This is a genomic window from Alcaligenes sp. 1735tsa3 (assembly GCF_024134565.1).
Taxonomy (GTDB): Bacteria; Pseudomonadota; Gammaproteobacteria; order Burkholderiales; family Burkholderiaceae_B; genus Alcaligenes; species Alcaligenes phenolicus.
In genome coordinates this window covers 2712317-2725547 of sequence record NZ_CP099862.1, presented here as the reverse complement: position 1 = coordinate 2725547, position 13231 = coordinate 2712317, and the positions used below count along the sequence as shown (strand labels likewise).

Here is a 13231-nt window from a genome sequence, read left to right as displayed (position 1 = left end):
GTTCCAGTCCTGGAATCAGGAGGCGCGCAAGGTAATCAAGGTGATTTCTGAGGCGCGCCCCAGTCGCATCGGGAAGCCCGCCCACAGTCCGGCACCGTAGCTGACGTACAGCTGCATATCCCCCACTTGATACAGTCCACCCACATAGCCATCATTGGCCATCTGCACGATCTTGTGCATGCCCACAATATGGCCGCCATGGGTATGGCCCGACAACTGCAAGGCCGCCCCGGCCGCAGCGCTTTCCTTGGCGGTGTCAGGGCGGTGGGCCAACATGATGATGGGCATGCCAGCAGGGATCCCGGCGACTGCTGCAGCCACATCGGGCATGGGTTGCCCATGCACGGCTGCCGACTTGTCGGTAATGCCAGCCAAAGCAAAAGCAGCATCGTCTTGTTCAATAATGCTGTGCTCGTTCAGAAGCATACGTAGCCCAAGGCTGTTGAAGTGCTCGATCCAGGGTTGGTACTGGGTGTAGTACTCGTGGTTGCCTGCAATTACCCACACCCCTTGCGGGGCAGACAGGGCTTGCAAGGGGGCGACATCATCGCGGCGCGCTTTCACCGTGCCATCGACCAGATCACCAGTAATGACGATCAGGTCCGGTTTCAAAGCCTGTGTTTTATCAACAATGGCTTGTATCCAGGGGCCTTGCAGCAGACGACTGGCGTGCAGATCAGTCAGTTGCACCAGCTTGAAACCATCCAGCTTGGGGGACAGGCCCTTGACCTTTACTTCGATGGACTTGAGCTCGGGGACTTGCACTGCCTGCCAGACACCCAGTGCGGACAGGCTGACCGCTGCGATGCCCAGCATGCCCCGCAAGGTAGAGGAGCGCAACAGAAGCAGCCCGGCTGGCTTGTACAGAACGCGCATCAGCAAACCTGCCAAATCGGTGATCAAGGTAAAGCAGGCGGCCAGCAGGACGGCCCCGAAAGCCCAGCCCAGGACCATGATGACTTGTGAGGGAATTTCCGGTGAGGCCCGTGAGCCCCAGAACAGCGCTACGGTGTAGTGGTGGAGGGTGGCGGCGACGGCCAAGATGCTGAGCAGCCATTTGATCCAGGGTTTGATCTTCAGCGGTTTGATCAGTCGCCAGGCGACATACAGGGCGAAAACGAGAGCAGCGACTTGAAACACAAAATCATTCCAAAAAGAAACGGGGGCTCGTGCTTGAGCGGGTGATAAAGCGTGCCCAGTATAGAGCGAGGAAGTGGGCATGATGTCAGAGCTCACCAGACAGTTACGGCTCTGTCACGAAAAAAGGTGGACATGCTTGATTACGTTTTGAGAGATTGCTTCGCACATCAAGTCATTAAAACTTCTAGGCTTTTTCCCAAGGGCACCCCAGTGGAACGGGGTTTTCGTTTGATTTGATTGGAGGACATATGGTGACGAAAAAATCCGCAGCCAAAACCAATCAGGATGCCGTGGGGCAAGGTGGGGAGTTACATCAGTTTGGCCATGCTGAGTTGACGACCAATCATGGCGTACCGATATCGGACAATCAGAATTCCTTGCGTTTCGGGGCGCGTGGCCCGACCTTGTTGGAAGATTTTGTCCTGCGCGAGAAAATATTCCATTTCGACCATGAACGTATACCGGAGCGCATTGTTCATGCTCGCGGCACAGGAGCACATGGTTATTTTGAATGCACGCAAGCAATCCCGGAGTTGACCCAGGCCTGTGTATTTCAAAAGGAAGGACATCGGGTGCCGGTGTTCTGTCGTTTCTCAACGGTAGCCGGCTCTAAAGGCTCCAAAGACACACCACGCGACGTGCGTGGTTTCGCGGTCAAGTTCTATACCGAGCAAGGCAACTGGGATCTGGTGGGCAACAATATGCCCGTTTTTTTTATCCAGGACGCCATCAAGTTCCCGGATCTGATCCATGCCGTCAAACCCGAGGCGGACCGGGGCTTTCCCCAGGCAGCGTCAGCCCATGACACATTCTGGGATTTTGTCTCCCTGATGCCCGAGTCTTTGCATACCGTGATGTGGCTGATGTCTGATCGAGCCTTGCCACGGTCCTTTCGCATGATGCAGGGCTTTGGTGTGCACACATTCCGTTTTGTGAATGCCAAGGGCAAGTCGCACTTTGTGAAGTTTCATTGGAAGCCCAAGCAGGGATTGCAGTCCACCCTGTGGGATGAGGCGGTCAAGATTTCCGGGGCGGACTCGGATTATCTACGACGCGATTTGTACGAGGCGATTCAAAACGAAGCCTTCCCGGAGTGGGAACTGGGTGTGCAGGTTTTCGATCAGGAGTGGGCTGACAAGCAGGACTACGATGTGCTGGATGCGACCAAACTCATTCCCGAGGAAAGTCTGCCTGTCAAAATTGTGGGTCGTATGGTTCTGGATCGTTATCCCGACAACTTCTTTGCAGAGACCGAGCAAGTTGCTTTCTTGCCGTCCAACATCATTCCGGGAATCGACTTTACGGATGATCCCTTGCTGCAAGGCCGCTTGTTCTCCTACCTGGATACGCAAAAGTCTCGACTGGGAACGGTCAACTTTCATCAGATTCCTATCAATGCACCCCGCTGTCCATTCAGTAATATGCAGCGCGACGGCATGATGCAGACGCAGGTTCCCAAGGGCCGTGCGACCTACGAGCCCAATAGCCTGGAGGAGGCAGGTGAATCGGGCGGACCGCGCGCGCAGCCCCATGGCTTTCGCACCTTCCCCAGTACCGTAGACGATGGCGCAAAACTGCGTATACGGGCTGAGTCGTTCTCGGACCATTACAGCCAGGCCCGATTGTTTTATCGCTCTCAGACTGAAGTTGAGCAGGAACATCTGATTGCCGGGCTGGTATTTGAACTGTCCAAGGTCCAGCTCAATCATGTTCGTGTGCGTGTGCTCTCGCACATGCGTGTCATTGATGAGGATCTGGCCAAACGAGCGGCTCAGGGATTGGGGCTGGATTTGCCGCCTCCTGCCAAGCCCGCCCGCAAGCCGATCGACATGGCACCTTCCAAAGCCTTGTCCATACTGGCCCAGAAGTCGCCGATTGCCGGTCGGATGCTGGGTATTCTGGTAACGGACGGAGCTGACAAGGGCTTGCTGGAAATGCTGCTGACAGGGGCTCAGGAGGCCGGGGTGGCCGTCAAGCTTATCGCTCCGCAAGTAGGGGGAGTGACGCTGTCAGACGGCACACAATTGGCTGCCGACGAAAAGATTGCGGGTGCGCCTTCGGTTCTGTTTGATGCGGTGGCCTTGCTGCTTACCCAGGAAGAAGCTTCAAAACTGTGCACTAACAAGGCGGCAGTGGATTTTGTAGCCGACGCCTATGGACACTTGAAAGCAATTGGTCATAACGGCGCAGGCCAACCCTTGCTGGACCGGGCAGGCGTTTCAGTGGACAAGGGGGTGTTCGTCATCAAAACCGGTGATGATCTGCTTGAAAAAGTGTCTTCACGGTTCTGGGAGCGACGCCATCAGGTAGATGGTATGGCCTGATGTCTTGTGAAAAGGGGGCGGTGCCGCCCCCTTTCACGTGCCGTCAGTAGCGCCAGCTCAGCCCCAGCACGGGGCCCGACATGCGAGTGTCAAAGACATGGCCGGAGCGACGATAGTCCACATCCAGCATCTTGTATCCGGCAGCGATGGAGAAGTTCTCTGACAGGTCGTAGTTCAAGGTCAAGGTAGCTTGATAGCTCAGGCGCGAGCCCACGCCAAAGCCGCCCAAGTGGATCTGGGCTTGAGTGGAAAACTCCGGGGTGAAACGATAGAACGCCCGCAGTCCTATCATGGGGTCTACCCAATTGAAGCTCTCCTGATGATGTCGGGTTCGACCAGCCGTACTCAGATGGGCACGGGTGCGTATATCCCAAAAAGAAAAACCGGCCAGTGCGTCCAGGCTGGCTTGTTCAGTGTCGTAGATGCGGTAACCACCTTGCAACGTGGCCATGAACAGACGTGTGTCCACGGTCCCTTCTGCAGCACCGACCAAAGGCAAACCACCTACCACTTCACTTTCGCGTGTGTTCACGTAGAGCAGGTCACTGTTGAACACATAGCGGTCGCGACGCACCCAGGCGTTCAGAAAGGCCGCGGCACGCAGATCGTGCAGGACATCTGAAAAGGACTTTTCTATATCTAGGGAGGGCGCGCGTTTGAAGGGGGAGGACTCACCCGACAAGCCGGTAATCCAGGCATAGGGTGTAATCTGCACGGCATAGTGTGGCGAAGTCGTGCTGTCGGACATGGCGTCTGGACGTTGAGCACTCACTTGGGCATGAGCCAGACTGGCCAGTGGCAAGACTCCCAATAATAGCCAGCGGGAATGAGTGAGTTTACGCATCATTGTCATGGACCCCCTTTTTAATTCTGTAAATGACGGCGCACTAGCGCCAGTCTTGTGTCTTTCGGTATGCTGGACTAGCCGATCACCAACCCGTGGAGAACGTGTCATGCATGTGTTTTACCTTAGCAAGCAAGATATTGATAATTTGTTGCCCTTAGTGCAAGCGGCGTTACACGCTGATCGCACCGGACAAGTTGGTTTCACGGACGAAGAACTGGCCTTGCGCGCTGCCCTGGAGGCGATGCAGGACCCCAAGCTGTCCGAGCTGCTGGCCGGTGCCCGTGTCGAACCGGGCCGCATAGCCGTTGGCTTGGCTGAAGAAGATTACCGGGAAAACCTGCTGGCTCTGGAAACCCGTGACAGTGCTTATGTCATTGACCAGCTTATGGATAGCTATGCAGGATTGCCGGAGTTTTTTGATTGCCTGGAGTTTTGAATGGCCGAGTTGAACTGATGTGTAAAAACGGCCCATGTAGGGCCGTTTTTTGATTTAGCATGAAGCGGTGTTTTTAGAAACCGACAGTGAGCTGAGCCCAGTAGCGGCGGCCATCATACACAGCATCAAAGGTTTCATCCGTGACGCGCTTGTCAAAGATGTTGTAGACACCAAAGCCAACCGTAGTAGTTTTGTTGAACTTGTAGTTCAAGCCGGCATCCAGGAAGGTGAAGGATGGTGTCCCTTGCGCCATGCTGGTACGACTCAGATAGTCCGAAGTCTTGCCGCGGTAGTTCACACGTGTCCACAAGCCCAGCCGCTCGTTGGCATCCCAGTCCAGCGTGGCATTAAACATATGTTTGGGCATCTTGTTCAAAGGCTGACCGGAGAAGTCTCCGCTCTTTTGCTTGGAGTAAGTGTAGGTATAGTTGGCGGCCAGACGCAGATCATCGGTAATCGACCAGGTTGTGGATGCTTCCACACCGCGCATGATGGCCTTGTCTACGTTGACACGGTCACTGATGAATTTGTAGCCTTGATCGCCTGGGAAAACGTGGCAGTTAGGCAGGCCATCCGGATCTGTGCAACGGCGTGTCTCAGAGATCTTGTCTTTGAAGTTGGTATTAAAGAAGGTCAGGCTGTTGACCATACCGTTCTGGTTATCCCAAACAACGCCCAGTTCCTGGCTCAGGCTCTTTTCAGGCTTCAGGTTCGGGTTACCAACAATCACGGCAGGTACGCCACCGCCACCACCCGTGATCTGCCCCCAGTCCGCCACGGCTGAGCGCAGGGAAGGGGCCTTGAAGCCGGAGGACACTCCGCCTTTCAGGGTCAACTGCTCGGTCGCATGCCATACACCGTACAGGCGTGGGGTCCAGTGATTGCCGTAGTTCTCATCGTGAGTCATGCGCACGCCGCCGGTCAAAGCAAAGTTGTCGGTCATGCTCCATTCATCTTCAGCAAAGACGGACCATTGCTCGCGGCTCAGGCGGCTGACATCAGGTTTGTATTGATTGTTCGTGTCACGCAGTTGCTCGTGTAGATATTGAAATCCCGAGGTCAGCATATGGTTGCCCAAAGGCAGGCTCCATTGCGTATTGAACTCGGTATTTTTCAGGAACATGCTGCGGCCGGGGTTATCAATCTCTTCACGTTGCACGTAGGTGTTGGAGACAGCTTGTCCCCAGCGACCGTTATGGCCTACGGAGAACACATTGCGAGAGTACTTGCTGGTAGAGATCTCGTTGGGCGTGCATTTGCCGTTCTTGCCGCAGGTCTCAGCTGCCATGCTTTTGCCGGGCGTAGACGTACGCTCTTGCAAGGTACGGGAGAACTCGGCAGTAAAGTCGTGGTTGGCCGAAGGGGTCAAGGTCAGCTTGACGGTACCCGAGGAGGTGTTCTGCTTGTTGAAACCGTTAAGAATTTCGTCTTCGTTGCGACGGGATTCCTGACCATAAATTTGCAGGCCCAACATGTCTTGCTTGATGGGGCCTGCCAGGTAGAAATTGCCTTGATAAATATTGCCGGACTTGGAGTCCTCCTGGACGGTGCCTTCTGTACGCAGCGAGCCGGTCCATTCCTGGTGGACTTTGCGGGTAATGATATTGATCACACCACCCATGGCTTCCGAGCCATACAAGGACGACATGGGGCCGCGGATGACTTCAATACGTTCGATTGCCTGCATGGGTGGCAACCAGCCTTGCTCGATACCGGCACCGTCGCTATTGGGACGTGTCTCACGCGAGTTTTGTCGTTTGCCGTCAACCAGAATCAGGGTGTAGGCCGATGCCATGCCACGGATACTGATATCGCTGCCGCTGGCTCCCCCGGTGATGACAACGCCGGGCACATCGCGCAGTGCGTCAGTCACATCGCGATAGGCCTTCTTTTCCAGTTCGGCACGTGGCACTACGCTGATGGACGCAGGGGCATCTTGAACCGCTTGCTCAAAGCCAGAAGCCGTAACCACGATATTGTCGAGCTGGTTAACGCTTTGTTGAGCCAAGGCACAGGAGAGGGGGGCAAGGGAGCCGGTCAGGAGGATTACGGCGCGGGCAGCAGGGGAAAGAGGAAACAAGGGGGACATGAAAATCAGGTAAGGAACAATAATGAGAACAGTTATTATTATTTAAACGCTGTGTTTCTCAAATCAAGAGAGCTCTTTTTCATGTATCTGTAGGTCTTCTGCCACAACTTGCCACTTGGCTTGACGCGCTGCCCTAATCCTGTTTTTGTTACACCCGTGTCCAATGTATCGGCTGTGAAAGCAGTCGGTTTTTTTGTTTCATTGATTGGGCGGCTAGCCGTCTCTGGAGAGAAAGATGTTGCTAAAAAAATGTCGTCGTACTTTGCTGGCATGTGCAGTTGGGCTGGTTTTGGTGCCTGCGGCCTCTCAGGCGTGTACCCGAGCTGTTTTTCTGGGTGATAACGGACAGGTGATTACCGGTCGCTCCATGGACTGGAAGCTGGATGTCGGCACCAACCTCTGGATTTTTCCTCGCGGTGAAAAACGTACTGGCGAAGCTGGTCCCTCGTCCATTGAGTGGACCTCGAAATACGGCAGCGTGATTGCGTCGGGTTACGACCTGGCCTCCACGGACGGTGCAAATGAAAAGGGACTGAACGTCAACTTGCTATGGTTGGTGGAGTCGCAATACCCCACACCTCAAAAGGGCGACAAAACCTTGAGTATGTCCTTGTGGGGGCAGTATGTTCTGGATAACTTCGCCACGGTGGCTGAAGCGGTGGCTGCCTTGGAAAAGAATCCCTTCGTGGTCATCAGCGACAAAGTCCCCAACGAAGAGCGTTTGGCAACCTTGCACCTGTCCATGTCGGACTCGTCTGGTGACAGCGCCATTATTGAGTACATCGACGGCAAGCAGCATATTCACCATAGCCGCAAGTATCAGGTGCTGACGAACTCACCGACTTTCGATCAGCAACTGGCAATCCGGGATTATTGGCAATCTGTGGGAGGCATGAACATGTTGCCGGGCACCAGCCGTGCCGCTGATCGTTTTGCCCGTGCTTCTTTCTATATCGATGCCGTGCCTCGCAACCTTAGCGATGACAAGGCCGTAGCCAGCGTACTGAGCGTGATGCGCAATGCCTCCACACCTTACGGCATGACCGTACCTGACCAGCCCAACAACTCTTCGACTCGCTGGCGTACAGTGTTCGATCACCAGCGCAGCCTGTATTACTTTGACTCGGTACTGTCGCCCGGCGCGTTCTGGGTCGATATGAGAAAGGTCGATTTCTCGGCCGAGACCGGCAAGGTCATGAAGCTGGATCTGGGTCCCGAGCAAAGCACGGTGTATATGGGTGAAGCGCTGGAGCACTTCAAACCTGCCAAGCCCTTCCAGTTCTTGCCTGCGAAAGCACCTGCCATCTAAGTTGCCTGGTGGTTCAGGCCGCTTCAGGGTAGCTTGAGCCCAGGCTGAATACCCGGGGCATAGCCGACAGCGATCACATGATGTTCATGCTCAGCTGTTATGCTATGCCCCGTCTTTATTTGTTGAAGTAGCTGTTTCATGACCTATGTAGTGACGGAAGCCTGTATCCAGTGCAAGTACACCGATTGTGTGACGGTGTGCCCCATGGATTGTTTTTTTGAAGGCCCGAATTTCCTGGTCATTCATCCTGACGAGTGCATTGATTGCTCCATCTGCGTGGCCGAGTGTCCGGTGGGGGCGATTGTCAGTGATCAGGATGTGACGCCCGAGCAGCAGGTCTATGTGGAACTGAACCGGACCTTGAGCGAGGACCCGGCCTGGAAGCGTATCAGTCAACAAAAAGCGCCCTTGCCGGATCATGAGTACTGGGCGACTCAGACCGACAAGCTGGCGCTGTTGAAGAAAGATTAATGGGCTTTCTGATGGCTGTTGTTGCGTTGGAAGTACCAGACCGCCAAGGCCGCAATCACCAGCAAAGCCGTACAACTGGCCAGTACAGCGACATAGCCTTTATCAAAAGAGTCGCGGGCCAGTTCACTTAAGGTCAGAGCCAGATTCTGTGGCATGGTTTCTGCCATCAACAAGGCTTGATCCAGGCTGTCGTAGGCCAGGGCGCGGTCACTTAATTCCTGTGGCAAGATCAGGCTGGCGCTATATACGAAGGACAGCAGGCTACCCATAATGGTCACGCCCAGCGCACCACCCAGTTCATAAGACATTTCCTCGACCGAGGCCACCATGCCAGCGCGTGAAGGTGGCACGCTTTGCATGATAGTGCTGGAAGCCGCCGTCATGGCCGCACCGATACCCAGGCCCAGCATGACCAGGCTGATCACTTGTAGAGGCTTTGCACTGTTATGCCACAGCAGATAAGCGGCCATGCCTGCTCCCGCCAGGCTCAGGGCGCCAATCAGCAGTCGCTTGCTGCCGATGACGACCAGCAGGCGCCCGGCCAAGGGACCGGCTATAAAGGCTGCCAGTGGCAAAGGAATAATGGCCAGGCCCGCTTCCAATGGTGAGAAACCCAGTACCAATTGCAGGCGTTGGCTGAAAACCAGTTCCATGCCGATCAAGGCCGCTGAGGCCGTCAAGGCAGAGAGTACGGCGGTGCTTAGCGTGGCGTCCTTGAACAGGGCAAAGTCCAGCAAAGGGAAAGGGCTGCGGTTTTGTTGACGGACAAACCAGCTCAGAAACAAGATGCCGATCAGCAGGGCGGCAGCGGTCAAACCCCAATCCGTATGCAGCTTGCCCATTTCCTTGATAGCCAGGGTGCTGGCTACCAGGCCCACCATGATCAGCAAGGAGCCTTTGATATCCCAGGGGCGCGATGCATCTGGCGTGGAGCGGGGCACCAGAATCCAGCCCATAGGCAGCGCGATCAGCACGATGGGCACGTTGATCAGAAAGACTGACCCCCACCAGAAATGTTCCAGCAGGAATCCGCCCAGAACCGGACCAAAGGCGGCACCACCGGAGGCGATAGAAGACCAGACACCGAAGGCCACCGCACGTTCGCGCTCATCATGAAAGGTGATACGTATCAGCGATAAAGTGGCGGGCATCATCATGGCCGCTGCCACACCTAGAAAGGCGCGTGCGGCGATCAAGGCTGTTGGGTTCGGAGAGTAGGCGGCTGCGACTGAAGCCAGACCAAACATGGCCAGACCCGACAGGAACAGGCGCTTGTGACCCAGGCGGTCACCCAGGGTGCCCATGCCCAGCAGCAGTCCGGAGACGACCAGAGCGTAGCTGTTGATGATCCACAGCTTGTCCGAGGCCGAGGCCTGCAGATCATGGGTCAGGCGTGGCAGGGCGGTGTAGAGCACCGTCATGTCCACCACAATCAGTAGAAGAGCTGCCGACACAATTGCCAGGATCAACCAGCGACGGCTTGGGGAGAGGGGAGCAGTGTGGGCTTGATGGGTAATCGAGCTGTGCAGCATAAAAGACCAGAGGGGTAGGAAAGCAAGTATGATCTATCAATATTATCAACAGTCAAAGTTGATTAGCATCTATAAAATAGATAAATGGATTGGACACTAGAACGTATTCGACATTTTGTCGCTGTGGCAGAAACTGGCTCCATGACTCAGGCCGCGAAAGAGTTGGGCAAGGTGCAGTCAGCCGTCAGCACCTCGATTTCCTTGCTGGAAGCGGATCTGAATCTGGAGCTGTTTGATCGTTCACGACGAACGTTAAGCCTGACAGTGCCGGGCGAAATCATGCTGCTGGAAGCCAAGGCTCTGTTGCGTCAGGTAGACGTATTGAATCGTCGGGCACTGGATTTCTCGCAAGGACAACCGACTAGACTGGAAATTGCTCTGGATGAAGCCTTGCCTCAAGAGCCCTTGCGGCTGCTGCTCAAAGAGCTGGCTGAACGCTGGCCTGCGCTGGAGTTGACGGTCTGGAACGGAACCGCTTCCGAGGTGATGGACTATGTGCAGGAAGGCCGCTCGGATATGGCTTTTCAGTTTGATCGCGGAGCTGATGCCACGTCATTTGCGCAAAGTTATATTGGCGCTGTGCCCCAAGCAATTTGTGTGGCGCGTACGCACCAGCTTGCCAGTCAGCATCAGGTCAGCCGTAAAGAGCTGACGGCACATCGACAATTGCTGATTCATATCGAAGGGACAGAGCAGACGGTTGTCAGCCCCAGTGTGTGGCGCTCAGACAGCTTTTATGTCATTGCCGATATGGTGGCCGATAGTCTGGGCTGGGCGATTTTGCCGCTGAACATTGCGGAGTATGAAAACTTGCGCAACAAGTTGGCGCAGTTGCATTGCCGGGAGATGGTTTTGCCACCCTTGCCAGTGCGGATGCTGTGGCGACAGGGGCAAACTTTGCCCCCTGCGGCAGTGTGGATGCAGCAGCGCCTGTCGGAGCTGCTGCCTTAGGCCTGTTTAGCAGGCCAGCGGGGAAGGTCGGGATAGCTGACCGTTGGCCCAGCGTTGTACGCCTTCCCAGATATCAGAGGCGTGATGCACGGTCATATCGGCTTGCCAAGTGCTCAGGCTGTCGTCCTGCGCGCAGTAGCCGTAGGCGGCAATCATGGTAGCCATGCCCGCCGCCTGACCTGCCTGGATGTCGCGCAGATCATCACCTACGTACAGGCAGTCTTTGGGATCAAAGCCCGTTTTCTCGGCGGCATACAGCAAGGGGGCGGGATGAGGCTTGGTGTGCTGGGTGGTATCGCCACCGACGGTGACTGCGCAACCCGCTTCCAGTCCTAAATGACGGATCAGGGGCAGGGCCAGGTATTCCAGCTTGTTGGTGACGATGCCCCAGGTGTAGTCGGCCTGCTCTAACTGTTTCAGCATGGGGGCTACGCCCTCAAACAGATAGGTCAGCTCCGTCATGTGATCGTTGTAGTCCTGCAGGAATTGCGCTCGCAATTGTGCGTAGTTGGGGTGATCGGTATTGATATCCAGCGCTACCTTGAGCAGTCCGCGTGCACCGTGCGAGGCATAGGGCCGCAGCGCTTCGTAGGGCAAATCAGGCAGGCCATGTTCATTGCGCATGCGATTGGCCGTAGCAGCCAGATCCGGAGCAGAGTCGGCCAAGGTGCCGTCAAAATCGAATAGAACCAGTTTATTCATGAGGGCTTAGCTTTGGCGGCGGCTGGCCAGCAGGTAGTTGACGGAGGTGTCGCCAGACAGGCGATAGTGCTCGGTAATCGGGTTGTATTCCAGACCTTTCAATGCCAGGGCATCCAGACCACTGCGGCGGGCCGAGGAAATCAGCTCGCTGGGTTTGATGAAGCCCTCATAGCTGTGCGTGCCTTTGGGAATCAGGCGCAAGAGGTACTCGGCGCCCACAATGGCAAACAAGAAAGATTTGGGATTGCGGTTCAGGGTCGAGAAAAAGACCCAGCCACCGGGTTTGACCAGTTTGGCGCAGGCCGCAATGATGGAGCCCGGATCGGGGACATGTTCCAGCATTTCCATGCAGGTGACAACGTCAAAACGACCAGGGTGCTGATCAGCCATGTCTTCGGCGCTGATCATCTCGTATTTGACGGGTACGCCCGATTCCAGACTGTGCAAACGGGCAATCTTCAAGGAGCGCTCGGCCAGGTCAATGCCGGTGACGTCGGCGCCGGACTGAGCCAGGCTTTCCGACAAGATTCCGCCACCACAACCGACGTCTAATACCTGCTTGCCCGCCAGGGAGCCGGTGTAGGACAGAATCCAGTCCAGACGCAAAGGGTTGATGGCGTGCAGCGGTTTGAACTCGCTGTCAGGGTCCCACCAGCGGGATGCCAGTGCACTGAATTTATCGATCTCTGCGGGATCGACATTGACGTTAGTGACGGTGGAAGCGGTCATGGCTCATCCAAAAAAATTAAGGCCCCGCAAAAGCGGAGCCTTAATTGTAGCCTTAGCTACAGAAATACGTGATGCAGCAAGAATTACTTGCGGTTGCCCACGATTTCGATTTCTACGCGACGGTTTTGAGCACGGCCTTCGCGGGTCTTGTTGGACGCCACTGGCTGAGCTTCGCCCTTGCCTTCGGTGTAGATACGGTCTGCAGGTACGCCCTTGTTGACCAAGTATGCTTTAACAGCATTGGCGCGACGCTCGGACAGCTTCTGGTTGTAAGCTTCAGCGCCGATCGAGTCAGTGTGACCGGTAGCGATCAGAGTTTCCAGATCGATGGACTGAACGGTGTCAGCCACTTGATCCAGAACCTGGCGGCCTTCTGGCTTGATGGTGGATTTGTCGAAGTCGAAGAACGTGTCAGCGTTCAGAGTCACTTTGGTGACAGTAGGAGCGACGACAGGAGCTTCGGGGGCTTGGGCAACGGGCACACCGTCACAACCTGGAATACCTGTAGCAGGTGTCCAGAAGTTGTTGCGCCAGCACAGTTCGTTGGTGCCGTTTTTCCAAACGTCGCCGAACGGATTGCGCCAGTTGTTAACTTCGCCGGACTCTTGTGCGGAAACTGCACTAGTGGCCGATGCGGCGGCAATGGCGAGTACAAGTGCGATTTTGGAGGGTTTGTTCATATTTCTCCTCGTTGAGCTGAT

The 13231-nt window shown here is 55.5% G+C and carries 12 protein-coding genes; 5 read left to right on the top strand and 7 right to left on the bottom strand.

Annotation, left to right across the window (positions count from 1 at the left end; genetic code table 11):
• Positions 1-15: 15 nt before the first annotated feature.
• The gene (locus NIZ92_RS12705) at positions 16-1140 is read right to left on the bottom strand and encodes a metallophosphoesterase (protein WP_254002059.1); all 1125 of its coding nucleotides are present in this window, start codon (positions 1138-1140) and stop codon (positions 16-18) included.
• A 248-nt stretch (positions 1141-1388) separates the two neighbouring features.
• On the opposite strand from NIZ92_RS12705, the gene NIZ92_RS12700 reads away from it, so the two are divergent.
• The gene (locus tag NIZ92_RS12700; RefSeq protein ID WP_254002058.1) at positions 1389-3464 is read left to right on the top strand and encodes a catalase; all 2076 of its coding nucleotides are present in this window, start codon (positions 1389-1391) and stop codon (positions 3462-3464) included.
• A 43-nt stretch (positions 3465-3507) separates the two neighbouring features.
• On the opposite strand, the gene NIZ92_RS12695 is transcribed toward NIZ92_RS12700, so the two are convergent.
• Positions 3508-4311 carry a hypothetical protein gene (locus tag NIZ92_RS12695; RefSeq protein ID WP_203145665.1) on the bottom strand — a complete coding sequence of 268 codons (804 nt, stop codon included), beginning with the start codon at positions 4309-4311 and terminating at the stop codon, positions 3508-3510.
• A gap of 106 nt (positions 4312-4417) precedes the next feature.
• On the opposite strand from NIZ92_RS12695, the gene NIZ92_RS12690 reads away from it, so the two are divergent.
• Positions 4418-4747: a hypothetical protein gene (locus NIZ92_RS12690; RefSeq protein ID WP_026482981.1), complete on the top strand. Its 330-nt coding sequence runs from the start codon at positions 4418-4420 to the stop codon at positions 4745-4747.
• A 73-nt stretch (positions 4748-4820) separates the two neighbouring features.
• Here NIZ92_RS12690 and NIZ92_RS12685 read toward each other — a convergent pair whose 3' ends face one another.
• On the bottom strand, positions 4821-6836 hold the full coding sequence (locus tag NIZ92_RS12685; RefSeq protein ID WP_203145666.1) for a ligand-gated channel protein: 2016 nt from the start codon (positions 6834-6836) through the stop codon (positions 4821-4823).
• A 235-nt stretch (positions 6837-7071) separates the two neighbouring features.
• Here NIZ92_RS12685 and NIZ92_RS12680 point away from each other — a divergent pair, with 235 nt between their 5' ends.
• Positions 7072-8145: a linear amide C-N hydrolase gene (locus tag NIZ92_RS12680; RefSeq protein ID WP_254002057.1), complete on the top strand. Its 1074-nt coding sequence runs from the start codon at positions 7072-7074 to the stop codon at positions 8143-8145.
• Between the two features lie 138 nt (positions 8146-8283).
• Positions 8284-8616: a ferredoxin FdxA gene (gene fdxA / locus NIZ92_RS12675; RefSeq protein ID WP_009464181.1), complete on the top strand. Its 333-nt coding sequence runs from the start codon at positions 8284-8286 to the stop codon at positions 8614-8616.
• Here the strand turns inward: fdxA and NIZ92_RS12670 are convergent.
• On the bottom strand, positions 8613-10148 hold the full coding sequence (locus NIZ92_RS12670) for an MFS transporter (RefSeq protein WP_254002056.1): 1536 nt from the start codon (positions 10146-10148) through the stop codon (positions 8613-8615). The two genes, fdxA and NIZ92_RS12670, sit on opposite strands and share 4 nt — an antisense overlap.
• 84 nt (positions 10149-10232) lie before the next feature.
• Between NIZ92_RS12670 and NIZ92_RS12665 the strand changes: the two genes are divergently transcribed.
• Positions 10233-11099: a LysR family transcriptional regulator gene (locus tag NIZ92_RS12665; protein ID WP_035272676.1), complete on the top strand. Its 867-nt coding sequence runs from the start codon at positions 10233-10235 to the stop codon at positions 11097-11099.
• 6 nt (positions 11100-11105) lie between these two features.
• Here NIZ92_RS12665 and gph read toward each other — a convergent pair whose 3' ends face one another.
• From gph to ompA, 3 genes are all read right to left on the bottom strand, one after another.
• Positions 11106-11801 (bottom strand): phosphoglycolate phosphatase, encoded by a 696-nt coding sequence (gene gph / locus NIZ92_RS12660; protein ID WP_254002055.1) that lies wholly within the window; start codon positions 11799-11801, stop codon positions 11106-11108.
• A gap of 6 nt (positions 11802-11807) precedes the next feature.
• Entirely contained in the window at positions 11808-12530 is a 723-nt protein-coding gene (gene ubiG / locus NIZ92_RS12655; RefSeq protein WP_009464176.1) for a bifunctional 2-polyprenyl-6-hydroxyphenol methylase/3-demethylubiquinol 3-O-methyltransferase UbiG, read from the bottom strand.
• Positions 12531-12613: 83 nt separating this feature from the next.
• Positions 12614-13210 carry an outer membrane protein OmpA gene (gene ompA, locus NIZ92_RS12650; RefSeq protein WP_009464175.1) on the bottom strand — a complete coding sequence of 199 codons (597 nt, stop codon included), beginning with the start codon at positions 13208-13210 and terminating at the stop codon, positions 12614-12616.
• Positions 13211-13231: the final 21 nt, after the last annotated feature.

What these genes read in the sequence shown, in the direction of transcription:
- NIZ92_RS12700 (WP_254002058.1), top strand. Translation starts at nt 1,389, where the DNA reads ATGGTGACGAAAAAATCCGCAGCCAAAACCAATCAGGATGCCGTGGGG.
- ubiG (WP_009464176.1), bottom strand. Translation starts at nt 12,530, where the DNA reads ATGACCGCTTCCACCGTCACTAACGTCAATGTCGATCCCGCAGAGATC.
- NIZ92_RS12670 (WP_254002056.1), bottom strand. Translation starts at nt 10,148, where the DNA reads ATGCTGCACAGCTCGATTACCCATCAAGCCCACACTGCTCCCCTCTCC.
- NIZ92_RS12665 (WP_035272676.1), top strand. Translation starts at nt 10,233, where the DNA reads ATGGATTGGACACTAGAACGTATTCGACATTTTGTCGCTGTGGCAGAA.
- fdxA (WP_009464181.1), top strand. Translation starts at nt 8,284, where the DNA reads ATGACCTATGTAGTGACGGAAGCCTGTATCCAGTGCAAGTACACCGAT.
- gph (WP_254002055.1), bottom strand. Translation starts at nt 11,801, where the DNA reads ATGAATAAACTGGTTCTATTCGATTTTGACGGCACCTTGGCCGACTCT.
- NIZ92_RS12680 (WP_254002057.1), top strand. Translation starts at nt 7,072, where the DNA reads ATGTTGCTAAAAAAATGTCGTCGTACTTTGCTGGCATGTGCAGTTGGG.
- NIZ92_RS12685 (WP_203145666.1), bottom strand. Translation starts at nt 6,836, where the DNA reads ATGTCCCCCTTGTTTCCTCTTTCCCCTGCTGCCCGCGCCGTAATCCTC.
- ompA (WP_009464175.1), bottom strand. Translation starts at nt 13,210, where the DNA reads ATGAACAAACCCTCCAAAATCGCACTTGTACTCGCCATTGCCGCCGCA.
- NIZ92_RS12690 (WP_026482981.1), top strand. Translation starts at nt 4,418, where the DNA reads ATGCATGTGTTTTACCTTAGCAAGCAAGATATTGATAATTTGTTGCCC.
- NIZ92_RS12695 (WP_203145665.1), bottom strand. Translation starts at nt 4,311, where the DNA reads ATGATGCGTAAACTCACTCATTCCCGCTGGCTATTATTGGGAGTCTTG.